Raw genomic sequence first — 25,334 nt, 5'->3', positions numbered from 1 at the left:
GTTTTGGGCCGAGGCTTTAGTGTGAGTCCTAGGGGTGTGGAGGAGCCATTCCACGAGGTTGTGGTGCTTGATGGCGTGCTGGCTGAAATCTCGCCGGTTTATCGAAAGTACCGTGTGTAGGAAATTGTCCTGGAAACTTCCTAGCCGTTGCGTGTAGAGCGGGCGGTTAAGAAAACGGGAAGGTCCAGAACGCAAAAAGTGGACCACCCGGAGGCAGTCCACTGGGATGAGTAATTGGGTTAGTTCTTCTTTGCAATAGCTCCGGTGAGCACGGTGGCAAAAGAAGTCCACGCGGCATAAGGGACTAGGGCGAGCCCGACCTTGGGGTTGACCTTGCCGGCCCGGCGGGCCAAGTCAATGGAGGATGCAGCCAGAGCCGCGGCCTCAATGGTGGATACCGTGTTGTTTTGGCCTTTCCAGAACAATGCGGACCAGCCAGCATTAAGTCCAAGGTTAATGGCCAGTGCGGCGAGGAACTTTTGGCGCTCGCGCTGGTTTGCCTCCTCGGGAGCCTGATTGGCTGGGGACGGGGTGTTTTCTTCAATATCCGTGAGTACACGGGCGGAGCTGCCGGCAATGCTGGCATAAAGACCGGTCCATGCGACCGGGAAGAGCCAAGTAGGTGGTTGCCAGCGTGGCTTGCGCTGTAGCTTGTACCAGAGTGTGTCCGGGTCAGTTACTGCGGTGCCCACGGCTGCGGTGACCGCTGTGAGGGAAGAAGTGATGGTGAGGTTTTTCTTAAAAGACATTAATGCAATCTCCTTGGCGGTTTACTGCACCCATATGCATGCAACCTTATATGCCATGGTATGCAAAATGTTTAAGAGCGTGGCCACAGCAGCTCAGCGGCAATCAGTCCCACTGTGGGGCTGGCGAAAATACCATCATCAATGACTCGCGCAAAAGAATCAGCGTATTCGTGGCGGGAAAATAGCTTGATCAGATTGGCATGGTCGCTGTGCTGATAAACCTTAGCCGGCACAGTGCGGCCATTGCCGTAATCAGTGTGCCAACCGTCGCGGTGGACATAGCTCTGAGCTACAGAATTATATTCCGCCATTGAGGTAAAGGGCTTGTAATCACCGAGTCCGTCAAAGTCTATAAACGCACGTAAGTAGGGGATCTGCGGCTCGTGGACCTTGCCTGCTACAAGGAGGGCTGTGCCCAGACCAAGCAGGTAACGTTCATAATTTCGGCTCTCTTTAGGCAGAAGTAGCGGGGTAATGGAAGAAGCCGCGGTGATGACGGCATCGGTAGGGCGGATGCCTGGCTTGAGTGTACTGGCTTGGGTTGGCCAGTTTTCGAGGACCTTACGGCCAGCCGGGGTAATTCGTAGCTCCTTGCGGTACTTGTGCACCCGCTAGGCATCACGCAGTTGCTGATGGAGTTCGGCAATGGCGTAGACCGTGTCCTCTGTATAGCGCGTGCGCTTTTCATTGAACTGGGCCGGCCCAATGTCTTTGACTAGCAAATCAATAGACTGGCCATTCAGGTTGCCCGTGGCGGTCAAAGCAAGCTGGCCTTCACTGGCAAGAGTCAAGAAAGTCTTGAAAGGGTGCCAAAGGGTATCTAGCAGTTTGGGTTCAAGATCTTCATCGGTAAATGGGAAGGCCTTGGCCTGCGGTGGGGTAAGAGGCTGCGGGGGATTGACCCTACCGGGGAACGTAGTGATGCCAAGGCGCAAGGCGGCGGCCTCAACAGCAAGGGCAGACTCAGAATACCCGGGCAACTCTTCAAAGAAGTCAATCAGCACGGGGCCGACTTTCCGCCCAAACCACCCGGTAATCCGAGGAGACGGGGAGGAGGTAATCAGTGTGAGCTACTCCTGGGCGTGCTCTACATCAAAGTGATCTGGGTTGAAATCAGCAGGTAACCAGTCAATGAGGTCTTCATGGTCCGTGCCGCGAAGTGCCTTCATGGATTTCTTGGTCCGCCACAGCTGGGACACCTCGTCATAGCGAAGCACGCCGCCAATATCATCCGGCGGGCACGCGCCGGTGCCGGCATGCACGTGTGGAAGGGTATTAGCCGTCAACTCAGGTAGCTCCGTGGGTAGTGCAACCCTAGTTAGGGTGTGTGCCCAATGATCGCCAAAGTCATAGAGGAACTCAACGCTTATGCCCTCTTCCTTCAACAGCGTGGAGACAGGCACGTTCTCATAAGGAAAACCCGCCTCGCCTGTTTCTTCAAGGAAGTTCTGCGGCTGGGTTTAGCGCCAGCGGCCGCGGAAGTTAAAGCCGCCCGGCAGGTTCACCCAGAATCCACCGCGGGAATTGATGGTGACCGGGCCAATCTTGGTCGAGGCGGAGGCGCCGGAACCAGAAATGTTAAGCCAGCTATTCTTGCCCAGCTTCTTGCGTGAGCGGTAGGTCAAACCCATGGGGATTAAAACTCCTTACGATCTGCGTGGTTCCTCCGGTTGGTTGCCCACGATTCTAGCCGGTTTCCACTAGGTCCGCGTTGGGGGTGGTGAGTACGGCTTGTGGTTTAGTATTTTTTGCTGTGAAAAATTCATTTGCCCGCGCATTGGTCGCCGCAGTGACCGTGACACTTGTTCTTGCTGGTGCCGGTGTCCCAGCTGTAAATGCGCAAAGTGCCGTGCCGCCCACGGCTCCAACTGCGTCAGTTGAACAGTTGAGCGCCGGCGCTCGTTGGGCTTCATCTCACCCTGGTGATAGCGGTATTCACAATGCGAATGACGCTTTTTATATTCCGCCTTCGCAGATCCCGCAGCAACCCGGATCGGTGATTCGCACTAAGCCGGCACCGCATTTGCTCAACGTACTGGGGCCTGAGTTTCCTGGCTACGCCCAAAAAATCCTATACACCTCCACAAAACAAAATGGAGACAAGGTGGCTGTGTCCGGCTTTGTCATTGAGCCAAGCGTGAAGTGGGATGGGCCGGGGCCTACTCCGACAGTGGCGTTTGCCCCAGGCACCCGCGGGCAGGCTGATGCGTGCGCGCCATCCCGGGGAGTGGGCCTTGCGGGACAATTTGATCCTGCAAGTGGCGCGCTTGGCCTCAACTATGAGATTCCGATGTACCAGGCCGCTGCGGCCCAGGGTATGCGCGTTGTGGTGACTGATTACATAGGGTTAGGCACCCCTGGGGTTCACACCTATCTCAACCGCATTGAGCAGGCGCATGCCCTCATTGACGCGGCCCGTGCGGCTTTGAACGTTAGCCAAGCCCCGGAAGGGGCTCCGGTGGGATTCTTTGGTTATTCCCAAGGTGGGGGTGCCGCGGCTTCAGCAGCTGAATTGGTTGCGCGTTACGGTTCTGAGCTCAATGTAGTGGGCACGTATGCTGGTGCGCCGCCGGCACATCCAACCCAGGTTTTGCAAGCGGTGGACGGAGGGAACATCATGGCGGTGCTGGGATACGCTATCAATAGTTTCATCGAATCGGATCCGGATAGGACGAAGCCGGTATTTGATAGGGTGCTCAACGCGCGCGGTCAGGCCTTCCTTGAGGATACTAAGCATTCGTGCCTCGCTGACGCCGCGTTGCGGTGGGCGGGGACGGAGACCTCTGCGTTGACCAAGTCCGGCCTTTCACTCTACGACGTGGCTATGAGGGATCCGGAAGTGCACGCGATTTTCGATGCACATCGGGTAGGCAATAATGCGCCCATAAGCGCGCCAATCCGTGTGGCCATTTCGGTCAATGATGATGTGATTCCACACGGGCAGGCCGTTCAAATGGCTGCGGATATGTGCGCCGCTGGCGGTGCGGTGCAGTTGGTAAGCATTCAGCAGCCGTCCATTTTGCCTGGCTCTGGAGGCAATCACGTTGTGCCTTATTTGACGGATGCGGTATCCGCGTTGGGCTACATCGCGGACCGGTTTCTGGGAAAGCCAGCGCCTAATACCTGCACCCGGTAGCAACGTGATAGGGCGGCGGGGTTAGCATGGTCCGCATGAATGAAACGCTGAATACTTTGCTCAATCACCGTTCTATTCGTGACTTCACCGAGCAAGAGGTCGGGGAAGAGACCATGGGCACGCTGTTTGATGCGGCCATGCACGCATCCACGTCCCGGGGGTTCCAGCACGCATCGGTCATCCGCATCAAGGACCCCGCTATCCGTCAGGAGCTAGCGCGCATTGGAAACCAGCGGCGGGTGGCCACCGCCCCGGAACTCATGGTGTTCATTGTTGACGCGCGCCGCAGCGTGCGCATCCGGGAGGAACTCGGACAGGACCCGGAGGTGGCCAGGTCCGCGGACGTGTTCCGCGAAGGCTTCACGGACGCGGTTATCATGGCGCAAAATCTCACCGTGGCCGCAGAATCCATGGGCCTTGGCGCGTGCTACCTAGGCTGCGTGCTCAACGAGTATGAAACGCTCATCGACCTGCTCAAGCTCCCGGAGTACACCTTCCCGGTGGTGGGCCTGATGCTCGGCCATCCGGCAAGCCAGCCTGGCCTAAAGCCCAGGATGCCCAAGGAGCTGCGGATCATGGAGGATACGTATTCCGAACCCGATTCGTGGGTTGAGGCACTGACGGGCTATGACGCGACCATGCGTGAGTATTACGGGCAGCGTGAAACCAACAACCGCGATGACGGGTTTACCTCACAGGTGGTCAACAATCTAGTGGAGCGGCCATCCCGCAACCGCTTCTTTTCCCTCGCGAAGGCCCAAGGCTTTAACGTGCGCTAGCGCGGTTACCGCCTGGCGGGCGCGCGGTTAGTGGGGCAGGTGGAAGCGGCCTGCATCATCGAAGTCCGCAAGGCCGTCTTCCAAAAGACTGGCCAGCGCGCGCTCGCGCTGAGCTGCGTCTGGCCACACGATGTCTATCGCGGACTTGTCCACGGGTTTATCCGCCGCGCGCAGCACGTCCATGATGAGCCCGCGGACCTGGCGGTCCGTCCCGGCGAATTTCTGCACCCGCTTTTTAGCCTTGCGCAGTTCCTCGTCGCTTGGTTGCGGGCAGCCGGCCCGCTGCCACGCGCACGTTGCTAGCAGCGGGCACTCGCCGCACGCCGGGTTCTTAGCGGTGCACACCAGGGCCCCTAATTCCATCAGCGCGGTGGAGAAACGGGGGCCGGTGAGAGCGCCGGAAGGAAGGTGCGCCGCCAGCAGGCCAAGCTCGCGTTTGGATGCCTGGGGTGGCAGGAAACGGCCATCCACGGCCCGCGCGTAGACGCGGCGGACGTTGGTATCTATCACCGGCACGTTCTGGCCGTAGTGGAAGCACGCCACGGCCCGGGCGGTGTACTCACCGATGCCGGGCAGGCTAAGCAAGGTATCCACATCGTCCGGCACCACGTTGCCGTGATGGGCGGCAATTTCCGCCGCGCACTCTTTCAGGCGTAGCGCGCGGCGGGGATAACCTAGCTTGCCCCATGCGCGCAGCACCTCCGCCTGGGAGGCCGCGGCGAGGTCCTTGGGGGTGGGCCATCGCCGCATCCAGTCCTCCCACTGTGGGGCCACGCGGGCCACCGGGGTCTGCTGGCTCATGACTTCGCTAACCAACACTCCCCACGCGCTGGTTCCTGGCCTGCGCCAGGGCAGCGGACGCTCGGCCTTATCAAACCAGGCGAGCAGGCGGGCGGGATCCAGGGGAGAACTCATTCCTGCAAGTTTAACCGGCAAAAGCCTGTTTCTTTGCACCGCGTGGGAGTAAAATTTGGCCCGTGCCTTTAACAGATAGTAAACAATCACCACAGGAAGTATGGGAAGCCCTGAAGGAGGGCAACCAGCGTTTTACCGAGGACCGCGCGCAGCGCCCCAACGCGGATTCCTCACGCCGCATGTCCCTGCGTGATGGCCAATCGCCGCGCGTAGTGGTGCTGGCCTGCTCTGACTCCCGTTCCCCGGTTGAGCTCATCTTCGATCTGGGTTTGGGTGACGCCTTCGTCATCCGCACCGCGGGTCATATCATCGATAATTCAGTGCTGGGCTCCCTGGAGTACGCGATTGAGAATCTGGACTGCAACCTGATTGTGGTCATGGGCCATGAGTCGTGCGGCGCGGTGGGTGCCGCCGCGTCCGTGATCAATGACGGCCAGCGCCTTCCTTCCGGCTTCCAGCGCACCATCGTGGAAAAGGTTTCCCTGTCCGCGCTGGTCTCCCGCCAGAATGGCAGCGCCGAGGTGGCTGACTATGAGCGCCAGCACACCCAGGAGACCGTGCGCCAGCTGTTAGCCTCCATGCCGGCGTTGAACACCAAGATCGTTGAGGGCTCCCTGGGCGTGGTTGGCCTGTACTACGGAATTGGTGACGGATCCGTAGAACCTTTGGTACTCCACGGCGTACGCTAAGCAACCCGGTTTTCGCACCGCACCCGCTACTTATGTGGCGGGTGTTTCTTATGTTCAACATGGTGTATTTGACACGCGGCCAAGGTTCACGCAGGTAGACCACTATGCCGCCTAAAGTGTGAAGTGTGTCTAACCAAACTCCACCATCGCGCCCCCCACGCCGTAGTGAGGGAGCTAAAAGCGCACGCCCCCACCCGGAGCAACCGCGCAAGCTCCCCCAGGAAATCTACTTGCGCCGCCGAGTCGCCGCGCTAATCGGCGTACTAGTTGTAGTTGCCCTCATCATCTGGCTGCTGACCTCGCTTGGCGGCGGCAGCAGCGAGGAACAAACCTCCCAAGCCGCCGAAACGGCCACCTCCGCGCCGGGTACTGACGAACCAGCCTCCGGCAAGGGCGAGGCCAAAGCCCCGGCCCCGGCGCCCACTACATCCGAATCGGCGGCACCTACGCAAGAGTCCGCCGCCGAGTCAACCACGGAATCCGAGGCGCCGGAAGAATCCAGCGAGGCCCCGAAGAGCACCTGTGAGCTTCAGGATCTGGACATCACTGTCTCAAGTGACCGCCCGTCCTACGGCCAAGGCCAGCTCCCCACCTTCTACGCCACGGTGGACAACCCAACGGGGGCGGACTGTGACATCAACCTCGATGAGGATCAGCTGCGCTTCGAGGTCTACCGCCTGGAGGACTACTCTCCAGTCTGGGCGGACGTCAACTGCTACCCGCCGGTAGAATCCGGACGCGAGATCTTCCCCAAGGGGGATGAACGGGCATTCGAGGCCGTCTGGTCGCGCCTTGAATCCACGCCGGAGCAGTGCAACGGCCGCCAGCCAGCCGCAGCGGATAGCTACCTGGTTTATGCCGCCATCGGTGACAAGGTATCCAACGCACACACCTTCAACCTGCGTGAGGACGCTTAAAAAACTGCCCAGGCCTTCCTTGGGCCGTAGCCTCCCCCGCGCGTTAGACACGTGACCACCCCAGGCACTCGCCTGTGGTGGTCTTTTTTAAACTCGCTGGGCTTTTCGCGTAGCCCGGCACGCGCTGGTGGCAGCGCGCCGGGCCTATCCCTCCAATAGTGAAATGGCCTCGCGCAGGGTGGCGGCCTGGCGGACGTGGATCCCGGCGGCGTCAATGTCACCCACCGCGGGGGTTATGGCGTGCTTGTAGCCTAGGCGTGCGGCCTCACTGAGGCGGCGTTCAAGATTGGGAACGCGCCTTAGTTCGCCGGCCAACCCCACCTCACCTATGACCACGGTCTTGGCGGGCAGGGGCCGTTCGTGGAGCGCGGACCAGGTGGCCAGGGCCACGGCCAGGTCGGTGGCGGTCTCCATGATCCGCATCCCGCCAACGGTGGCCACGTACGCGTCCTTGTCATTGGTGCGTTGGCCGGCGCGTGCCTGCAGGACGGCGAGGACCATGGGCACGCGGTTGTTATCCAGGCCCGTGACCACCCGGCGGGGGTTCTTGGCGACCGGGTCAACGGTAAGCGCCTGGACTTCGGCCACGATGGGCCGCACGCCGTCCATGGCAACGGTGACGGCTGAACCATCGGGCGTGGAGCCACGGTGGGAGAGGAACAGGCCGGAGGGGTCAGTCACCTCGCGGATGCCGCCGGCGGTTTGTTCGAAGCATCCCACCTCATCCGTTGCGCCGAAGCGGTTCTTGATGCCGCGCAGCATGCGCAGGCTGGACTGGCGGTCGCCCTCAAAGTTCAGCACCACATCCACGAGGTGCTCGAGCACGCGTGGCCCGGCAACGTTACCGTCCTTGGTCACGTGCCCCACGACCATGACCGGGATGCCGGTGGTCTTTGCGAGGGTGGTCAGTGCGGCCGTGACCGCCCGGGACTGGGCCACGCCGCCGGCCACGCCCTCCACGCCCGCGGCATGCATGGTCTGCACGGAATCCACGATGATAAGCGAGGGCTTGACCTGTTCCACGTGGCCAAAGACCACGTCCAGATTGGATTCGGCGGCGAGGAACAGCGTCTCATGCAGCGCCCCGGTGCGTTCAGCGCGGGCGCGGACCTGCCCCGCGGATTCCTCGGCGGTGACGTAGAGGGCCCTGCGGTTTTTCCCATCCGTTTGCTCTTGGGCCCAGCGGGAGGCCACCTCCAGCAGCAGCGTGGATTTACCCACGCCCGGCTCGCCGGCCATGAGCACCACGGAGCCCGGGACAATACCCTTGCCCAACACGCGGTCCAGTTCACCGATGCCGGTGCGGATGGTTGTGGTGGCAGAGGCGCCAATCTTGGTGATGGGCGTAGCGGGGGTGGCCGGAGTCAGTCCCTTGGTCAGCTGGCCGGTCACCGCGGCGGTGGCGGCCGTGCCGGTGGACGCGGTGGCGGGCAGGGATTCCTTCAACGTTCCCCATGACCCGCATTCCGGGCAGCGGCCAAGCCACTTGGGGGAGATGTAATCACACTCAGTGCACTGGTGGGTGGGGCGCTGTTTCTTAGCCATAGACTCCACCCTAAACCACCCACCGGACACGCCATTATTCGGCTCGGGGCGGTGGCTAAACGAAGAAACCCAGGTACCTTGCGGTACCTGGGTAAAGCCGTGCGGGCCCGACGGGCCTGATGAAGGGGGCTTTAGTGATGCTCGTCGTGGGCGGAAGGCTCCTCAGTGGTGTAGCCCTCAGCGGATTCTGGGTCACGGTTGAACTGGCCCGCCTCCATCTGCGGTGCGGTGACGGCGGCGTCCATGGTCAGGGTGCCGTTAGAGAAGGTGAAGGTCACCGGGCGGTAGCCGGCGAAGCCGTAATCATCATCCTCCAGGGAGGTCTCAACGTACTGCACGTAGTCCCCCTCGGACTGCTCGTGCTTTTCGAGCTCGGCGGCGGAGTTGCCCACGATGCGCTCATCGCGGTTGATTGGCTCCACGGAATCAAAGGCGACGGCCTGGCCATCAACGTCGATGGACTCCAGGGTCACGGTTTCTTCCTTGTAGCCCTGGTTCACGGCGGTGAACTTCAGGGACGCCTCGCCGGAGGCTGGGTCAACCTGAATGGCAACGTCACGAACTGCGACAATGCCATCCTCAGTGGCGGCAGAGGTGCCGTCAACCGGGGCAACCTGGCTAGAGGTCTGGGTAACCTGGCCGCCGGAGCAGGCGACCAGAGCCAGTGCGGCAGCGGCGGTGGCGGAAATTAACGCACCGCGGCGTGCGGCGGCCTTCAGGGACTTCACTTCGGGCGTCCTCCATTGATCGAGACAACGTTAGCTTTATCAACCAGTTAGCCTAGTATTTTTTCGCCGCTAACACACAGTTTCTGTGGTGAGGTACGCCCCACATTTGCCTCTCCTGCCTGTTTAATAGGATTTTCACCCTATTTAGCGTGGTTGTCAGTAGCCATTCGGGGGTAATCAAAGGGATGCCTGGTGAGGGGGTTTGGAGGCGGGCGGGGAAATTTCACATCCATCACTTGGGGCTTCACCGTTAACAGGTATAGCCCTCGGTGGGGCCGCCAACTGGGGTACCCGGTGGGGCTGAGGCCCGGCGACCGGGTCCGGGCGGAACAGGCTGGGGTAATGCATGGTAGAATTGTTTGTCTGTGTGCGCTAATGGGGGCACGGCCCTCATGATCCCGGCGCATGGCGCGCGGCACAAGCGCGTATATACGCAAGACGTTATAGCCAAGACGCTGCAATGAGAGCCATATAAAAGGAGCGGCAATGGATTTTGAGGTTGGCAAGGTAGTTGTTTACCCGCACCACGGTGCAGCAACCATCGCGGATATCGAAACTCGCGAGATGATGGGTGAAACGCTGGAATACCTGGTCTTGAACATCAACCAGTCTGACCTTGTGGTCCGCGTGCCGTCCAAGAATGCTGAAAACGTTGGCGTGCGTGAGGTTGTTGGCAAGGAAGGCCTGGAGAAGGTCTTTTCCGTCCTGCGTGAGACTGACGTTGAAGAGGCCGGAAACTGGTCCCGCCGCTACAAGGCTAACCAGGAGCGCCTGGCTTCCGGTGACATCAACAAGGTCGCCGAGGTTGTTCGCGACCTGTGGCGCCGCGACCAGGACCGCGGCCTGTCCGCCGGTGAGAAGCGCATGCTGGCTAAGGCCCGCCAGATTCTGGTGGGTGAGCTAGCCCTGGCTCAGCCCGTAGATGAGAAGAAGGCTGACACCATGGCGGAGGAGATTAAGGCCACCATTGAGCGTCACCGCGCAGCAGGCCTGGTGGATGACGGTTCCGTGACCACGGAAGTGGATAAGGACAATGACGTTGACGTGGCTGATTTGTCCTTCGATGATGAGGATTAATCACCCATGCCCCGCCGCGTTGTTGCCCTGATTGCAGCCGCGGGCAAGGGCACGCGGCTGGGGGCCGAGGTCCCCAAAGCTTACGTTGAATTGCAGGGCCAGACCCTGCTGGAGCGCTCCATCCGCGCCATATTCGCCTCCCGCTGCGTGGACGAGATAATCGTGACGGTTAGCCCGTCTATGGAGGCCTTCGCCGCAGATCTGCTGGAGGCCCGCGGCCTCATGGGGCAGGGCATCCCCGTCCGCTTAGTCCATGGCGGCGGTGAGCGCGCGGATTCCGTCTGGGCGGGCCTAAAGGCCATAGGGGATGAGGACGCCGTGGTGCTCATCCACGATGCCGCCCGCGCGCTGACCCCGGCCGGGATGATTTCGCGGGTGGCACAGGCCGTGGCGGACGGCAACGATGCGGTAATTCCCGTCATTCCGGTCGCCGATACGATCAAGCGGGTTGAGGGCTCCAAGGTGGTGGACACCCCTGACCGCGCGGGTTTGCGGGCCGTGCAGACGCCGCAGGGTTTTTCCCTGCCGGCCCTGCGCGCGGCGAATGAGGCTTATTTTGCCTCGCCTTCCCCGGGCTTTATTGCCACGGATGACGCGTCCCTCATGGAATGGCATGGAACCCCCGTTGCCTGCGTGGAGGGTGACGTGATGGCCTTTAAAATCACCACGCCGCTAGATTTAACCCTGGCTAACGCCCTGCTTGCTGAGATTCGCACAACATCGTTGGAGAATAAATGATTATCCCTCGCGTAGGAATCGCGTCCGATGCCCACCAAATTGAACCCGGCAAGGAGTGCTGGATCGCCGGCCTATTGTTCGAGGGAGTGGATGGGTGCGAGGGGCATTCAGATGGTGACGTGGTCTCCCACGCCCTTGTCGATGCCCTACTGTCCGCCTCCAAGCTGGGGGACCTGGGCTCCTTTGTGGGGGTAGGGCGCAAGGAATATGACAATGTGTCCGGCCAACGGCTGCTGCGCGAGTGCCGCGAGCTGCTCGAGGCTAATGGTTTTGTCATCGGCAATGCCGCGGCTCAGTTGGTTGGCCAGTCCCCGAAGATGGGGCCACGCCGCGAGGAGGCGGAGCGGGTTCTGACCGATGTTCTGGGCGCGCCGGTGTCCATCTCCGCCACCACCACCGATCACATGGGATTTACCGGCCGCTCCGAGGGGCGCGCCGCCATCGCCACCGCGGTGGTCTGGAAGGAAGACTAGCCATTCGCCCGCCCGATTGCGTGGATCCATCGGGTTTCATTGGAATCCGCCGAATCCCCGCGGGCCTGTCTGCGTGGTTAAATCCAGCGGCTGGTCGGGGGAAAGCAAAAAGACGCTGCTGGGAGTGCCAATAAAGCCAGCCAGTACCTTAGAATGTGAAGGCGTGACTACTTCAAAGCTTCGAATCTATGACACCGCATCCCGCAGCCTGCGTGACTTTGAGCCGATTAGGCCGGGCCACGCCTCCATCTACCTGTGTGGTGCCACTCCGCAGGCCCAGCCCCACATTGGCCACCTGCGTTCCGGTGTCGCCTTTGACATCCTGCGCCGCTGGCTGAGCGCGCAGGGCTTTGATGTGGCCTTCGTGCGCAACGTCACGGATATCGATGACAAGATCCTCAACAAGGCGGCGGAAAATAACCGCCCGTGGTGGGAGTGGGTCTCCACCTACGAGCGCGAATTCACTAAGGCCTACAACACCTTGGGCGTGCTACCGCCATCCGTGGAGCCTCGCGCCACCGGCTTTGTGACGCAGATGGTTGACTACATGCAGCGGCTGATGGACAACGGCTTTGCCTACGCCGTGGACGGTTCCGTCTACTTTGACGTCGCCGCGTGGGGCAAGGCTGAGGGCTCCGATTACGGGGCCCTGTCCGGCAACCGGGTCGAGGAGATGGAACAGGGGGAGACGGACAACGCCGGAAAGCGCTCCCCGCAGGACTTTGCGCTGTGGAAGGCCGCCAAGCCGGGCGAGCCCTCCTGGCCAACGCCTTGGGGGGATGGCCGCCCAGGCTGGCACCTCGAGTGCTCCGCGATGTCCACTTACTACCTGGGCGGAAACTTCGATATTCACTGCGGCGGCCTGGATCTGCAGTTCCCGCACCATGAAAATGAGATAGCCCAGTCACACGCCGCGGGGGACAAGTTCGCCAACTACTGGATGCACAATCACTGGGTCACCATGGCCGGCGAGAAGATGTCCAAGTCCCTGGGCAACGTGCTGTCCATCTCCAACATGCTGGAGATAGTCCGGCCCGTTGAATTGCGTTACTACCTCGGTTCCGCGAACTACCGCTCCGTGCTGGAATATTCCGAGGGCGCTCTGACGGAGGCCGCCGCCGGCTATCGGCGCATCGAGGACTTTGTGGGTAAGTTCGAGGACCTTGCCGTAGGCCAGTGGACCGAAGGCTTTGAGGCGGCCATGAATGATGACATTGCCGTTCCGAAGGCATTGGCTGAGATTCACACCACGGTTCGCGCCGGAAACAAGGCCCTGGCTAGCGGTAACGAGGAGCAAGCGCGTAAGCTTGCCGAGTCCGTCCGCGCGATGGCCGGGGTCCTGGGCGTAGACCCGCTGGAATGGCGCGGGACCTCCGCCGGTTCCGCGGACAGCGATGGCGCCGCCACCGCCCTCGACGCGCTGGTCAAGGCCGAGCTGGATCGCCGTGCCACCGCCCGCGCCGAAAAGGACTGGGCCACCGCGGATGAGGTCCGTGACCGCCTGGCTGCGGCAGGCATCATCGTAATTGACACCCCTGATGGCGCCACCTGGCAGCTGTCTTAGAGGAAAACCCCGGTTCACCTCTACAAACACATTGTGATAAGGAAGTAACACATGGCACGAATTCACGGCCGTGGCGGCGCAGGAGTGCGCAAGACCAACAAGAAGGGCGCCATCAAGGGCACCGGTGGCCAGAAGAAGAAGGGCCTGGAGGGCAAGGGCCCTACCCCCAAGGCTGAGGACCGCGTCTACCACGCGAAGCACAAGGCCAAGCTGGCCCGCGAGCGCCGCAACTCCGGCCGCCATCAGAAGGAAACCGCTGAGATGGTGGTGGGCCGCAACCCGGTCATCGAGTGTTTGCACGCCAGGGTGCCGGCTACGTCCCTGTACATCGTCCAGGGAACCCGCAACGATGAGCGCCTGAGCGAGGCCGTGGCGATGTGCAACACCCGCAACATCCCAATCCTTGAGGTCCAGCGCCATGAGATGGACCGGATGACCGGCAACGGCCTGCACCAGGGCATTGGCCTCCAGATCCCGCCATACAAGTACGCGGACGTGGACACGTTGATCGATGAGGCCCGCAAGAATGACGAGCCGGGCATGTTCGTCATCCTGGATAACATCACCGATCCCCGAAACCTAGGTGCGGTCATCCGCTCCGTCGCCGCCTTCGGCGGCCACGGCGTGATAATCCCGGAGCGCCGCTCCGCCTCCGTAACCGCGGTGGCGTGGCGTACCTCGGCAGGCACCGCGGCACGCCTGCCGGTCGCCCGCGCCACGAACATCACCCGCACCGTGCAGCAGTTCCAGAAGGCCGGCTACCAGGTGGTGGGCCTGGACGCTGGGGGCGAGCACACCCTGGATACCTATGACGGCGGCACCGAGAACGTGGTCATCGTCATCGGCTCCGAGGGCAAGGGAATTTCCCGCCTGGTCCGTGAGAACTGTGATCAGATTATGTCCATCCCCATGACCGCGTGGGTTGAGTCCCTCAACGCCTCCGTGGCCGCCGGTGCCGTGCTTTCAGAGTTCGCCCGCCAGCGCCGCATTGCCAAAAAGTGAGCCAACTCATAAAACGCTAATTGTTAATCTTTTGTGACCGGGGGTTAGCCCGGGCGGTACCTCGGGGACCCGCCCGGGCCCCGGTGGGTCACAGTGGCGTAATGAGCTTGGCTTTTGAGCGGATTCGGGGAGTATTTACCGCCCGAATTTTTCCTTTTCGTAGGGTCCCCGCGGCGCGCGAGGGTGAATTCCTGTGATTTTCTGCCCGTTTCGGTTTGATTTTGCTGGCCGTCAGTTACAACCTAAGTAACTATGACACCTGAGAACTCAAAGCAGAACATTCAAGGAGATGAACCACGCGGCACCGGGGTGCCCGCCCGGGGCGCTGACAAACGCGCCCAGTCCGCCACCGGCCAGCTGGCCGGCATGTTGGATAAGACCAATGGCACGTCCGGTTCCCTCGACGCAGCGCTGGCCGAGTACAAGGAAGACGAGGTCCAGCTCGCCGCCGAAAACCAGGACACCAAGATTGACTGGACCATCGTGGGTATCACCGGCGTTCTTATCGCCGCAATCGTGGCGTGGGGGTTGTTCGCACCGGATAACTTCGCGAACTTCGCAGGCAATGCGCTGAACCTGGTGGTCAACAACTTCGGTTGGGCTTTTGTGCTGTTTACCACCATCTTCGTGGCCTTCGTGGCGGCCATCGCGCTGTCTAAATTCGGCACCATTCGCCTCGGCGCGATTGACGAGGCCCCTGAGTTTTCCACACCCTCATGGATTGCGATGATGTTCGCCGCGGGCATGGGCATTGGCCTGATGTTCTACGGCGCTTCGGAGCCGCTGGCCTTCTACCGTGACGGCGTGCCCGGCCACGAGCCGCGCGAGGTGGGAACCGCGATGGCACAGGCCATGTTCCACTGGACCCTGCACCCATGGGCGGTCTACGCGATTGTTGGCTTGGCCATTGCGTATTCGACTTTCCGCATCGGCCGCAAGCAGCTGCTTTCCGCGGCGTTCGTGCCGCTCATCGGCGAGCGCGCGGCCGAAGGGCCGCTGGGCAAACTCATCGACATCCTGGCCATCTTTGCCACGGTCTTCGGCACCGCATGTTCCCTGGGCCTAGGCGCGCTGCAGATTCAGGCGGGCCTGCAGGCATCCGGGCTGATCGATAACCCAACCAAGTCCGTCGTGGTGGGCATCGTCCTGGTGCTGACCCTGGCCTTCATCCTGTCCGCGCTCTCCGGCGTGGGCAAGGGCATTCAGTACTTGTCCAATGCCAACATGCTGCTGGCGGCGCTGCTGGCTATCTTCGTGTTCGTCTTGGGGCCTACCGTTTCCATCCTGAACCTGATTCCGGGCTCCATTGGTAACTACCTCAACAGCTTCACGGAGATGATCGGCCGCACCGCGGAGTCTGCGGATGCCACCGCCGGCGAGTGGCTCTCTGGCTGGACCATCTTCTACTGGGCATGGTGGATCTCCTGGTCCCCATTCGTAGGCATGTTCCTGGCGCGCATCTCCCGCGGCCGCTCCGTCCGCGAGTTCTGCGTGGGTGTCATGCTGATCCCTGCCGGTGTTTCCACCATCTGGTTCGCCATCTTCGGCGGCACCGCCATTCACATGGAGCAGCAGGGCAATTCCATCTCCGGTGAGAGCACCGAGAGTGAGTTGTTTAACCTGCTCCAGGCCCTGCCTATGGGCTCTATCGCCGCCGTTGTGGCAATGATTTTGCTGGCCACGTTCTTTATCACCTCGGCGGATTCCGCGTCGACCGTGATGGGGTCCATGTCCCAGAACGGCCGCACCGTAGCTACCCCGTGGCTTAGCGCCATCTGGGGCCTGCTGACCGCGGCCGTAGGCCTGACTCTGTTGATTGCCAATGAGGACGCGCTGGATAACCTGCAGAACGTCACCATCGTGGCGGCCTCCCCGTTCCTGATCATCATCATCGCGCTGATGTTCGCGATTGTTAAGGATCTGCAAGGGGACGTTATCTACCGCGAGTACCGCGAATCCCAGAAGTTCCAGCGCAAGCTCGCCCGCGAGCGCCGCATCTACCGTGAGTATCAGGAGTCTCAGCTCAAGCGCGCGGACCGTTCCGCAATGCTGCACCCGCGGGTTAAGCGCTAATACCGTTTAATCCGCGCGGTAGATCCCCGATGGGGGTAAAACCAAAGGCCGGGGAGGCTTAGTACCAATAGGTACCGGGCCTCCCCGGCCTTTATTGTGCCGCGGCGCGGCGTGCGTCACGTGACGGGCGGTTTAGTGCTCGTCGTAGTGATCGCCGTGTGCTGCGTGGCGGTGGCCATCGTGGATGTAGTCAACATGGTCACCGTGGGGGACTGCCACGTGGCCGCAATCGGGGCCGTGGACATGGTCTGGGTGCTCGTGCACCTCGTGGGCCTCGGATTCGCACTCATCCCAGTGGCCGTCATGCTCGCGGTGGATGTGGCCGTCATGGACGTAATCGATGTGATCGCCGTGCTTGAAGGAGACGTGGCCGCAGCCTTCGCCGTGGACGTGCTCGTGATTGTCGTGGGTGGTGTGAGTCATGATGTTCTCCTTGGGGAAACGGCCTGCAGTGCTGCTGACTGCAGGGGTGATGCGGGCGAGAGTTTGCTGCTCAAGTTTGCTGCTCGACAAATGGCGTTTTCATTCCATTTTCAACAACTGCCCTAACTATAGAACGTTCCCTCGGCGTTTTCAATAGCCTTAACTAAATGAAAACGTTAGCCGGGTGGAGTGGGGATCTGCAGCGCGTTAGCACGGGGTTATCTAGTGGCCGGGGCCTCAAAGCCGAAAAATGCCGCAACCGCATCCGCGGCGAGGAAGGACTCCGTGGGAGTGCCCAGGCGCGGGTCTAGGGTTTTCCCGCACGGGACGAGGTGGCCCATGCCCTCCACCGCCCAGAGCTCTACCGGGTTGGTGCCGCCGTAACGGGTGATGGAAACGTCGGGGTAGGGGCGGGAGACATCGGATGCCGAGGCGCCGTTGAGCTCCGCCAGGCGGGCTGCGGTGGCCGGGGCTGACAACACCTCGCCCCGGTAGTGGCGTGTGCCGGCTCCGATGGCGCCGCCGCCAAACGGGGTGATGGGATCATCCGTGCCGGCAATCATCATCACCGGCGTGGGCTCATACATGGAATCCGGATTGGTTGGCGCATGATTGTCGCCCGCGCCCAGGGTGGAGCAGAACACCGCCGCGCCCGAAAGCAGCCCCGGCGCATCAAAGAGCAGGCGCAGGGTCATCTGGCCGCCGTTGGAATAACCGCAGGCGTAGACGTTACCCACCCCATAATCCTTGCGGAGGGTGTTAACCAGCAGTTGGGTGAAGGCCACGTCATCAATGCCTTCCTCACGCGCCTTGGCGGGCAGGATGCCGCGGGCGTCATTGAAGTGATTGTGGTAACCGTCCGGGTAGACCAGCAGGGTCCCCGTGCGCTGGGCCATGTCATCAAAGGTGCCGTTCGTAAAGCGGCGGGACACGCTGCCGGATTGCTGAGAGCCATGGAAGTAAATCAACAGGTTGGGCGCGCAATCGCGCCCGGCGTCCAGCGTGGACGGCTCCACCACAATGTACTTGCGGGCTATGCCCTGGTGTTCAATCGTGCGGCGGTGCAGCGTGTATTCCATAGGCCTTATTCTAGGCGCTACCTGTCACTCGGGCGCACACGCGATGGTAAAACCATGCGGGCCGCGCGCCGGAAATCGCGGCCTTATAGCCGCCCGTCACGCCGCGGCTTTTAGCGGCGTGGGGTGTCCCTGACTGGCTCTACGGTGGGGTGCTCACAGTCGTGGTCATGGGAGCGAATATGGGCCCCGCCGGCCGGCAGTGCCCCGGAGCGCGACGCGGCAATGTCATCGCGCTTCGCGGTGCGGTTCTGCGCCCAGCCGATGATGCGGCAGGCAAGGTAAATTACAAAGGAAATGGTGGTCACGAAGACAGACACCGGAAGGCCTGGCGCGAGAGACAACAGAATGCCGCCCACGGCGGAAATCTCGGCGAAGGCAACGGACCACAGCACTGCCTTAAACGGGGAGGACGTTATCTGCACTGCCGCCGCGCCCGGGGTGATCAGCAGCGCCATGACCAGCAAGACGCCCACGATTTGCACTGATTGGGCGGCCGCAAGGCCCACGAGTACGGCAAAGCCTACGGCGATGGCGCGAACCGGAACGCCGGCCGCCTGCGCCATCACCGGATCGGCGGAGGCGAAGAGCATGGGGCGCCAGAATAGCGCCACGGCCCCGACCACGATGATGGTGATTCCGGCGAGCAGCCAGAGGCTGCTGCTGCCCACGCCCACAATCTGGCCGGTTAGCAGGCTCATCGCGGTGGAGGAATTGCCTGGGTATAGGTGGATAAACAGCACGGATAGGCCCAAGCCAAAGCTCATGACCACGCCGATGGCGGAATCCTGGTTGCCCTTGAGTCCCAGGACCGCCAGGACGATGGCGGCGACGATGGCACCCACTACCGCTCCAAAGCCAAGGTTTAGCCCGGCCAGCAGGGCCGCGGAGGCGCCCATGAGTGCGAGCTCGGAGGTGGCGTGGACGGAAAAGGACATCTGGCGCAGGACGATGAGCGAGGTCATCACGCCGGAGAGGATGCCTAGAAGCGCGCAGGCGATGATGGAGGTCTGGACAAAATCCACCTCGAGCAGGTACTGGGTGTCCTCGATGAAAGTCTGCAAAGTCATTAGATAACCACCAATCGCCCCTCAACCTCGGCCACGGTGACCTTGGTTCCATATAGCTCAGAAAGCACCTCGGAGCGCATGACTTCCCCTACCGTCCCCAGCATGTGGCCGTTCGGGGCTAGGTACAGCACGCGGTCCGCCACCTCCAAGACCGGATTGATCCCGTGCGTGACAAAAATGATTGAGGTGCCCTTCTCGCGGCGCCAGCGGTCAAGCTTGGCCACCGTTGCCTGCTGCTTGGCGGGGTCGAGGGAAAGCAGCGGTTCATCGGCAAGGATGAGCTCCGGATCGTTGGCGAGCGCCTGGGCCTGGCGGACCAGCTGCTGCTGGCCGCCGGAGAGCTGACCCACGCGGCGCTCCGCGATGCCCTCAGCGCCCACCTCGGCGAGCAGTTCATCAACGCGGCCCTTCGGCGGGCGCCGCTTGGACAGCGTGCCGTGGGCTACGGATAGCGAAACTAGGTCACGGGCGCGCATTGGCAGGGACGCGGGAAACATGCGTTGCTGCGGGATGTATCCCAAGCGTGCGTTGACATCAACGCGGCCGCCGGTTAGGCGGCGCGTGCCCAGGATGTTACCCAGCAGAGTGGACTTACCCACCCCGTTAGGTCCTAAAACGGCCAGAAACTCTCCGGGGCCAATCTCAAGGTTGAGGTTGGACCAGAGAGGTTCTACTGCCGCATCGCTAAACGATACAAGCATGAATGACTTTCTTATTTGATACGGGTACGGCAACCGGCCCGGAAGGCCGGCTGCCTACTTGGCCGCGCGATGGTGGCAAGCGATTAAAGCACTGAGGGATACTGTAAACCTGCGGCCCAAAGTGCCGGAAACCGCCCTAAGGATTAAGCGCTTCGAGCTCGCCTAGCACCTGGTCATAGTAATCCAGGAAGTTGGTATCCTCCGGCGGGGTCTCGCCGATCTCTACTACCTGCAGATCGGCTTCCTCGGCGGCGGCGAGGATGCGCTCCGTCAGGTCAGTCTTGGTCTGTGGATTGTAGATAAGTGCGCTGACGTCACCACCCTTGATGGTATCCAGAAGCTCCGCGAGGTCCGCTGCGGATGGTTCCGCGTGGTTCAGGATGGCCATGCGGTAGCTCTCCGGGGTTACGTCCTCCATCGGGGCGTGGGAGGTGATGTAATCCGCGATGGATTCAGACTGCACGTAGTTAAGTTCTGGCAGCTCATGGATCCGCTCGTGCAGGGAGTCCACGCGCTCGATGACGGCATCCGCGTTGGCGCCTGCCTCTGGTACCGCCGCATTAATCTGCTCGGCTACCTTCTCCGCGACCACGGTGATGGCGGTGGTGTCATACCAAATGTGCTCATTGCCATCGAGCATTTCCACCTCGTGGGAATGCTCGCCCTCGTGGCCTTCCTCGCCGTGCTCGTGGGATTCGTGCTCGGCGCCCTCGTGATCATGGCCTTCATGGTCATGTCCCTCGTGATCATGGCCCTCGTGATCATGCGCCTCGTGATCGTGGCCTTCCTCGCCGTGGTCGTGATCGTGGCTATGGCCGATCAGGGGCAGTGGGGCAATGACTTTGTCCTGGTCGCTGAGTGGTTCATAAAGCCAGGCGTCGTAGCCGCCGCCCCCGGCTACGACAATGTCAGCCTCATCGGCGCGGGCAATGTCAGCCGCGGTTGGCTCAAAGGAGTGGGGGTCCACGGCGTTGCCGGTGATGATTGGGGTCACGGTGACATTGGCGCCGGTGGCCGTATCGGCTACTGCCTGGGCCACATCGCCCCAAATCGACGTGGAGGTAACAATCTCAATTGCGCCCTCCTCGCCGCCCCCTTCGCCCGGAGCGGCTGCGGTGTCAGAAGAGCAGGCGGTGGTGAAAGCCAGGGTGCCTGCCGCGAATACTGCTGCGGAAGTTCTAGGGCTAAATTTCATGGTCCCCATTCTGGACTTAATGGAAACAGTTGTCAATTGAAAATGAATTGAAAATGCTAACGGGAAAGGATTGAATATCGAGGTAGAGGACTTAAGTCATACATGCGTAATGGTTGATGGGAGGTAGTTCCCGCCTGTGCAGACAGGGCAACGGGTAGGGTTGGGTGCATGGTAAAACGCAGTGCTGGCCGCAAAACACTTGCGTCACTGGCGGCGGAACTTGGGGTCTCACGCACCACGGTATCCAACGCTTATAATCGCCCGGACCAATTGGCGCCGGAGACCCGTGAACGCATCCTTGCCGCCGCCCGCGCCCGCGGCTATTCCGGGCCGGACCCCACGGCGCGCAACCTGCGCCGGCGCTTCGCCGGATCGGTGGGCGTCCTGCTCACGGACCACTTAACGTATGCCTTCGAGGACATGGCCACCGTCGACTTCCTAGCGGGCATGTCCGCCGCCGCCGAGTCGGGGGATAGCAACCTCACGCTCATCCCCGTGGGCCCCGATGGGGGAACGGAAGCCGCCCCGTCGCGGATTGGCGGGGCGGCGGTAGACGGGTTCGTGGTCTACTCCGTTGCCGCGGATGACCCGTACCTGAAAGCCGCCCGCGAACGCGGCCTGCCGATGGTGGTCTGCGATCAGCCCACGGACACCGGCCTGCCGTTTGTGGGGATCGATGACCGCAAGGCTATCGCCCCGGCGGCGCAGGCGCTGGTGGACGCCGGGCACACCAGGATTGGCATCTTGGCCATCCGCCTGATGCGCGCGCGTCGGGACGGGCAGATTAGCTGCGAGGAGCTTCGCGGCGCCGACATGCACGTGCAGCGCTCACGCGTGCTCGGCGCGCTGGATGTCTTTGAACAGGCCGGGCTTAGCTGCGCAGATATCCCCATCGTCACCCGCCACATCAATGACCCGGACAACGCCACGGACGCCGCCGCTGAACTGCTGGGGGCGTACCCGGATCTCACCGCGGTGCTGTGCACCACGGACTCCATGGCGCTAGGCGTGCTTGAATACGCCCGGTCAAAGGGGCTGAGCGTACCGGGGGATTTATCCGTCACCGGTTTCGATGGCATTGAGCCCGCGCTGTTTCGCGGGCTGACCACCGTCATCCAGCCCAATAAGGAAAAGGGCCGCGCCGCGGGCGAGGTGCTCAGGCAGCTCATCGCCGCCAGTGAGGGCGGGCCGTGGGATAAGGGCAGCCCCGTCAGGCGCCTGCTGGACACGGAGTTCGAGCCGGGCTCAACCGTGGGCCCGCCCAGAGGCTAGCTCCTTGACGCGAGGTGGCTTAAGCGCGCCTCGGCGAGCTGGGTGAAAAACGCGGCGGCGCCTTCGATCCCGTCGACGCGCATGATCGCCGCGGTTTCACCGGGGCCAACCTTGACGCCCAGGTCCGGCGGCTGGTTGAGGACCTCTAGGCCATGCTCATCGGTGGTGTCATCGCCAATGAACACAACCGCCGTGGCGCTGGATAGCTCCCGGCGCTCCTGAATCCACGTGCCCTTGGTGGCCGCGGTGGCCGAGAACTCAATGACGCCCTTGCCCACGGTCATGGGGTAGTCACCCGGATCGATGCCCGCAACCTCCGCCAGGGCCTCCTGCGCGGCTAGGGGGTTGGACTCGGCCAACTTGCGGGTGTGGAATACGCGTTGGAAGGGTTTGACCTCTACCTCTGCGCCCGGATAGCGCTCGCAGACCTCCCGTAGTTGTTGTTCGATATGCTCCAGGTGCGCGGCCATGGCCCGGGTGAGGTTCTCTGTGGAATCGGAAGACTCCGCGCCGTGGGACCCGCCCAGGAGGAAAGCGTCATCCACCCCGGAGACCTTGCGGAGGCCCTCGATGTGGCGCCCGGACAGCAGCGCGGCGGTAGTATCGGGCGCCTGCGCCAGGGCCGCCAGGGCCTTCATGGAGTCCGGGTGCGGGGTTACGGCGTAAATATCGGTCGCAAAATCCGCCAGCGTCCCATCAAAATCTGAAACCACCAGGAGCCGTTCCGTGGATGCCACCGCCTCAATTAGGGCGGCGGCCTTCTCAGGGGGCGTGAAAATGTCTCCAGAACTCATGCAATCCAGGGTACGCGTTAGAACGAGGCGTAGCGGATGGCGGGGGAATCAACGCGGCCATCGCGCAAGGTGAGAACCAGCTGATTATTGCTGTCGATGGTGATGCCAAACTCATGATCGGCGGTGAGCAGCTGGGTGAGGCGGGAGTGCGCCCAGGCCACCTCGCCCTCGCAGCCCTCGGCGCGTTCATCGTACTCAATGGCGTTAATCGCCAGGGTGTCAGCGTCCTCCGGGTAGGCCTTCTGGTTGTTTGCGCTGAAGGACAGGTCCGCGCGGAAGCGCGCGCAGCCGGTGCTGCCCACCGCGGCATCCCGGCCAAAAACAATGGTAGGCGCGTCGGTGGCCTCTTCGGGGATGGTGCTTGGGGCATCCGGGGAGGTGTAGATGCCAATGGCGTGCCATGTCTTGTCCATCAGGCGCTCGTCACCAGGTGCTTGAGGTTCCGCCGGCTCGTCCGAACCGCAGGCGGCAATGGTTCCCGCGAGCATGAGCGCGCACGCGGCGGCACTTACCCGGGCCGCGCGGCTAAGGCCCATTTAGGCCTGCTCCTTCACGCCCAAAGAGTCCAGGAAGGAGCTAGCCCAGAAATCAACGTCATGGGTAGTGACCTGCTCGTGCATGGCCTTCATGCGCTCAGCCATGCCCTCCGGATCGGTGTCAAGGCCGTTGAGGGCCGTCCACAGGGTGCGCTTGATGTTCTCGATATCGAACGGGTTGCACAGGTGCGCGTCGACCAGCTCGTCCGCCGCGCCGGCAAACTCGGACAGCACCAGCGCTCCGGAGTAATCGTTGTGGCAGGCCACGTACTCCTTGGCCACCAGGTTCATGCCGTCCTTAAACGGGGTCACCAGCATGACGTCCGCGAGGCGGTAGTAGATGCGTAGCAGGTCCTTGGGAATGCCGCGGTGGAGGTAGTGGACAACCGGGCGCCCTACCCTGCCGAAGCGGCCGTTGATGCGTCCCACGGCCTCTTCCACCTGCGCGCGGGTGGCGCGGTAGTGGTCAATGCGCTCACGGGATGGGGTGGCCACCTGGATAAAGGTGATGTCCTCAGCGTCCACGGCACCCGTCTCTAGCATTTCCTCGAGCGCGGTGAGGCGCTGCAGGATGCCCTTGGTGTAATCCATGCGGTCCACGCCCAGGATGACGCGTTGAGGATTGCCAAGTTCAGAGCGGATCTGTTCGACGCGTCCCAGGTCCTCAAGGGTGAAATTAACCAGTCCGGAGCAATCGATGGAGATAGGGAAGGCCGCCACTCCCACCCGGTGGCCGTCACTCATATTGATATGGGCGCCAACCTCGCGAATCTTCGCCTCGCCCTCTACCTCGAGGCCCAGCTCGCGGGCAAGGTCGAGGAAGTTGCGGGCATTGGACTCCAGGTGGAAACCTATCAGGTCCGCCCCCATCAGGCCGCGGGTCAGCTCCTCACGCCATGGCAGCTGGCGGAACAAATCCGCGGAGGGGAACGGAATATGCAGGAAGAACCCGATGGTGAGGTCCGGGCGCATCTGGCGCAGGATTCCCGGCACCATCTGCAGCTGGTAGTCCTGCACCCACACGGTGGCGCCTTCGGCGGCAACCGCGGCGACCTCCTCGGCGAAGCGGAGATTGACCTCGCGGTAGACGTCCCACCACTCGCGCTCATAGACCGGCGTGACTATCAGGTCGTGGTAGAGCGGCCACAGCGTGGCGTTGGAAAAGCCCTCATAAAATGCCTCATAGTCATGATCTGACAGCCTGACCGGGTGCAAGAGCACGCCGTCCTCGGTGCGGAACGGTTCCGGGGCCTCATCCGCCACGCCGGGCCAGCCCACCCAGCAGCCCTGGTGGGCGGCAAGGACGGGGGTAAGCGCGGTGACCAGTCCGCCCGGGGAGGCGGTCCATTCAAGGGAGCCGTCCGGCTTGATTGTCAGGTCTACAGGCAGCCGGTTGGCCACCACAACAAAACTGTTATTGGCAGTGTTTTCTGTATTGGTGGTTCCGGTCATGAGGATTGCCTACGCCTTCTTAGCAGTCTTCTTGGTTGACTTCTTCGTGGCCTTCTTAGTCGCCTTCTTGGTGGCTTTCTTCGTAGCCTTCTTGGAAGCCTTCTTAGTGGTCTTCTTGGAGGACTTCTTTGCCGCCTTCTTGGTGGACTTCTTGCGGGTCTTCTTGGGCTCGGACTCCGCCTGCTCGGCCAGCACCTTGCGGTGAATGAGCCCCTCCGGCTCCACGCCAAGCATGCACATCAAGGTCACGCCGTCCAGGAAATCCTGGGCGTAAGTAGCAACCACGCGCTGAGCATCGAGGGCGGTTTTCTCCTCGAGGGCGTGGGCGTTTTCAGCGACCGGCTGAGTATCGGTGACCTTAGGTGGCACGTAATCCTCCTGCGAGAAAGAGATATAAGCGTTTACAAATCTCCTAGTTTACGCTAAAAGT

At 61.9% G+C, this 25,334-nt stretch carries 27 protein-coding genes and 1 pseudogene; 11 read left to right on the top strand and 17 right to left on the bottom strand.

Going from position 1 to position 25,334, the window contains the following annotated elements:
• Positions 1 to 239: 239 nt before the first annotated feature.
• The 5 genes and pseudogenes from CENDO_RS09675 to CENDO_RS09655 form a co-directional block, all read right to left on the bottom strand.
• Positions 240 to 749: a TspO/MBR family protein gene (locus CENDO_RS09675; protein ID WP_136141833.1), complete on the bottom strand. Its 510-nt coding sequence runs from the start codon at positions 747 to 749 to the stop codon at positions 240 to 242.
• A 71-nt stretch (positions 750 to 820) separates the two neighbouring features.
• Positions 821 to 1,357: a hypothetical protein gene (locus CENDO_RS09670; protein WP_136141832.1), complete on the bottom strand. Its 537-nt coding sequence runs from the start codon at positions 1,355 to 1,357 to the stop codon at positions 821 to 823.
• A 3-nt stretch (positions 1,358 to 1,360) separates the two neighbouring features.
• Positions 1,361 to 1,753 carry a hypothetical protein gene (locus CENDO_RS09665; protein WP_136141831.1) on the bottom strand — a complete coding sequence of 131 codons (393 nt, stop codon included), beginning with the start codon at positions 1,751 to 1,753 and terminating at the stop codon, positions 1,361 to 1,363.
• 66 nt (positions 1,754 to 1,819) lie between these two features.
• Positions 1,820 to 2,173, bottom strand: a pseudogene (locus CENDO_RS09660) (IS1096 element passenger TnpR family protein); the annotation flags it as partial.
• Positions 2,174 to 2,209: 36 nt separating this feature from the next.
• Positions 2,210 to 2,380: a DUF4236 domain-containing protein gene (locus tag CENDO_RS09655; RefSeq protein ID WP_136141829.1), complete on the bottom strand. Its 171-nt coding sequence runs from the start codon at positions 2,378 to 2,380 to the stop codon at positions 2,210 to 2,212.
• 479 nt (positions 2,381 to 2,859) lie between these two features.
• Between CENDO_RS09655 and CENDO_RS09650 the strand changes: the two genes are divergently transcribed.
• A complete protein-coding gene (locus CENDO_RS09650) occupies positions 2,860 to 3,885 on the top strand; it encodes a lipase family protein (RefSeq protein ID WP_246014269.1) in 1,026 nt (341 codons plus the stop codon).
• 35 nt (positions 3,886 to 3,920) lie between these two features.
• Entirely contained in the window at positions 3,921 to 4,664 is a 744-nt protein-coding gene (locus CENDO_RS09645) for an NADPH-dependent oxidoreductase (protein ID WP_136141828.1), read from the top strand.
• Positions 4,665 to 4,691: 27 nt separating this feature from the next.
• Here the strand turns inward: CENDO_RS09645 and CENDO_RS09640 are convergent, their stop codons facing one another.
• Entirely contained in the window at positions 4,692 to 5,579 is an 888-nt protein-coding gene (locus CENDO_RS09640; RefSeq protein ID WP_210726534.1) for an HhH-GPD family protein, read from the bottom strand.
• Between the two features lie 62 nt (positions 5,580 to 5,641).
• On the opposite strand from CENDO_RS09640, the gene CENDO_RS09635 reads away from it, so the two are divergent.
• Positions 5,642 to 6,268 carry a carbonic anhydrase gene (locus tag CENDO_RS09635; RefSeq protein WP_136141827.1) on the top strand — a complete coding sequence of 209 codons (627 nt, stop codon included), beginning with the start codon at positions 5,642 to 5,644 and terminating at the stop codon, positions 6,266 to 6,268.
• A gap of 125 nt (positions 6,269 to 6,393) precedes the next feature.
• Positions 6,394 to 7,185, top strand: a complete 792-nt coding sequence (locus CENDO_RS09630; protein ID WP_246014267.1) for a hypothetical protein — start codon at positions 6,394 to 6,396, stop codon at positions 7,183 to 7,185.
• Between the two features lie 144 nt (positions 7,186 to 7,329).
• On the opposite strand, the gene radA is transcribed toward CENDO_RS09630, so the two are convergent.
• Both radA and CENDO_RS09620 read right to left on the bottom strand, forming a co-directional pair.
• Complete coding sequence (gene radA / locus CENDO_RS09625) at positions 7,330 to 8,730, bottom strand: DNA repair protein RadA (protein WP_136141826.1); 1,401 nt, start codon at positions 8,728 to 8,730, stop codon at positions 7,330 to 7,332.
• Between the two features lie 131 nt (positions 8,731 to 8,861).
• Positions 8,862 to 9,458, bottom strand: a complete 597-nt coding sequence (locus CENDO_RS09620; protein WP_136141825.1) for a hypothetical protein — start codon at positions 9,456 to 9,458, stop codon at positions 8,862 to 8,864.
• A gap of 486 nt (positions 9,459 to 9,944) precedes the next feature.
• On the opposite strand from CENDO_RS09620, the gene CENDO_RS09615 reads away from it, so the two are divergent.
• The 6 genes from CENDO_RS09615 (at position 9,945) to CENDO_RS09590 (ending at position 16,385) form a co-directional block, all read left to right on the top strand.
• Positions 9,945 to 10,535, top strand: coding sequence for a CarD family transcriptional regulator (locus CENDO_RS09615; protein WP_136141824.1), 591 nt, complete (start codon positions 9,945 to 9,947; stop codon positions 10,533 to 10,535).
• Between the two features lie 6 nt (positions 10,536 to 10,541).
• The gene (gene ispD / locus CENDO_RS09610) at positions 10,542 to 11,273 is read left to right on the top strand and encodes a 2-C-methyl-D-erythritol 4-phosphate cytidylyltransferase (protein WP_136141823.1); all 732 of its coding nucleotides are present in this window, start codon (positions 10,542 to 10,544) and stop codon (positions 11,271 to 11,273) included.
• Positions 11,270 to 11,746, top strand: a complete 477-nt coding sequence (gene ispF, locus CENDO_RS09605) for a 2-C-methyl-D-erythritol 2,4-cyclodiphosphate synthase (protein WP_136141822.1) — start codon at positions 11,270 to 11,272, stop codon at positions 11,744 to 11,746. Before ispD ends, ispF begins: the two co-directional genes overlap by 4 nt.
• A 163-nt stretch (positions 11,747 to 11,909) precedes the next feature.
• Positions 11,910 to 13,310 carry a cysteine--tRNA ligase gene (gene cysS, locus CENDO_RS09600; RefSeq protein WP_210726533.1) on the top strand — a complete coding sequence of 467 codons (1,401 nt, stop codon included), beginning with the start codon at positions 11,910 to 11,912 and terminating at the stop codon, positions 13,308 to 13,310.
• A gap of 51 nt (positions 13,311 to 13,361) precedes the next feature.
• Positions 13,362 to 14,312 (top strand): 23S rRNA (guanosine(2251)-2'-O)-methyltransferase RlmB, encoded by a 951-nt coding sequence (gene rlmB / locus CENDO_RS09595; protein WP_136141821.1) that lies wholly within the window; start codon positions 13,362 to 13,364, stop codon positions 14,310 to 14,312.
• 252 nt (positions 14,313 to 14,564) lie between these two features.
• Positions 14,565 to 16,385 carry a BCCT family transporter gene (locus tag CENDO_RS09590; protein WP_136141820.1) on the top strand — a complete coding sequence of 607 codons (1,821 nt, stop codon included), beginning with the start codon at positions 14,565 to 14,567 and terminating at the stop codon, positions 16,383 to 16,385.
• 132 nt (positions 16,386 to 16,517) lie between these two features.
• On the opposite strand, the gene CENDO_RS09585 is transcribed toward CENDO_RS09590, so the two are convergent.
• The 5 genes from CENDO_RS09585 to CENDO_RS09565 form a co-directional block, all read right to left on the bottom strand.
• On the bottom strand, positions 16,518 to 16,808 hold the full coding sequence (locus CENDO_RS09585) for a hypothetical protein (RefSeq protein ID WP_136141819.1): 291 nt from the start codon (positions 16,806 to 16,808) through the stop codon (positions 16,518 to 16,520).
• Positions 16,809 to 17,026: 218 nt separating this feature from the next.
• Positions 17,027 to 17,887, bottom strand: a complete 861-nt coding sequence (locus CENDO_RS09580; protein WP_136141818.1) for a CE1 family esterase — start codon at positions 17,885 to 17,887, stop codon at positions 17,027 to 17,029.
• Positions 17,888 to 17,997: 110 nt separating this feature from the next.
• Entirely contained in the window at positions 17,998 to 18,954 is a 957-nt protein-coding gene (locus CENDO_RS09575; protein WP_168707198.1) for a metal ABC transporter permease, read from the bottom strand.
• On the bottom strand, positions 18,954 to 19,655 hold the full coding sequence (locus CENDO_RS09570) for a metal ABC transporter ATP-binding protein (protein ID WP_136141817.1): 702 nt from the start codon (positions 19,653 to 19,655) through the stop codon (positions 18,954 to 18,956). The genes CENDO_RS09575 and CENDO_RS09570 overlap by 1 nt, the downstream gene beginning before the upstream one ends.
• A gap of 136 nt (positions 19,656 to 19,791) precedes the next feature.
• Positions 19,792 to 20,850 (bottom strand): metal ABC transporter solute-binding protein, Zn/Mn family, encoded by a 1,059-nt coding sequence (locus CENDO_RS09565; protein WP_136141816.1) that lies wholly within the window; start codon positions 20,848 to 20,850, stop codon positions 19,792 to 19,794.
• A 168-nt stretch (positions 20,851 to 21,018) separates the two neighbouring features.
• Between CENDO_RS09565 and CENDO_RS09560 the strand changes: the two genes are divergently transcribed.
• Positions 21,019 to 22,122 carry a LacI family DNA-binding transcriptional regulator gene (locus tag CENDO_RS09560; RefSeq protein WP_136141815.1) on the top strand — a complete coding sequence of 368 codons (1,104 nt, stop codon included), beginning with the start codon at positions 21,019 to 21,021 and terminating at the stop codon, positions 22,120 to 22,122.
• Here the strand turns inward: CENDO_RS09560 and otsB are convergent.
• From otsB to CENDO_RS09540, 4 genes are read right to left on the bottom strand one after another with little or no spacing between them, the layout of a single operon-like run.
• Positions 22,119 to 22,916 (bottom strand): trehalose-phosphatase, encoded by a 798-nt coding sequence (gene otsB, locus CENDO_RS09555; RefSeq protein WP_136141814.1) that lies wholly within the window; start codon positions 22,914 to 22,916, stop codon positions 22,119 to 22,121. The genes CENDO_RS09560 and otsB overlap by 4 nt on opposite strands.
• Before the next feature lie 17 nt (positions 22,917 to 22,933).
• Positions 22,934 to 23,452 carry an META domain-containing protein gene (locus CENDO_RS09550; RefSeq protein ID WP_136141813.1) on the bottom strand — a complete coding sequence of 173 codons (519 nt, stop codon included), beginning with the start codon at positions 23,450 to 23,452 and terminating at the stop codon, positions 22,934 to 22,936.
• Positions 23,453 to 24,904: an alpha,alpha-trehalose-phosphate synthase (UDP-forming) gene (locus CENDO_RS09545; protein WP_136141812.1), complete on the bottom strand. Its 1,452-nt coding sequence runs from the start codon at positions 24,902 to 24,904 to the stop codon at positions 23,453 to 23,455.
• 9 nt (positions 24,905 to 24,913) lie between these two features.
• Positions 24,914 to 25,273, bottom strand: a complete 360-nt coding sequence (locus CENDO_RS09540) for a hypothetical protein (RefSeq protein ID WP_136141811.1) — start codon at positions 25,271 to 25,273, stop codon at positions 24,914 to 24,916.
• Positions 25,274 to 25,334 lie beyond the last annotated feature (61 nt).

Origin of the sequence: Corynebacterium endometrii (genome assembly GCF_004795735.1) — a bacterium.
Classification (GTDB): Bacteria; Actinomycetota; Actinomycetes; order Mycobacteriales; family Mycobacteriaceae; genus Corynebacterium; species Corynebacterium endometrii.
The sequence above is the reverse complement of the archived record's forward strand: the minus strand, read 5'-3'. Positions and strand labels throughout refer to the sequence as shown.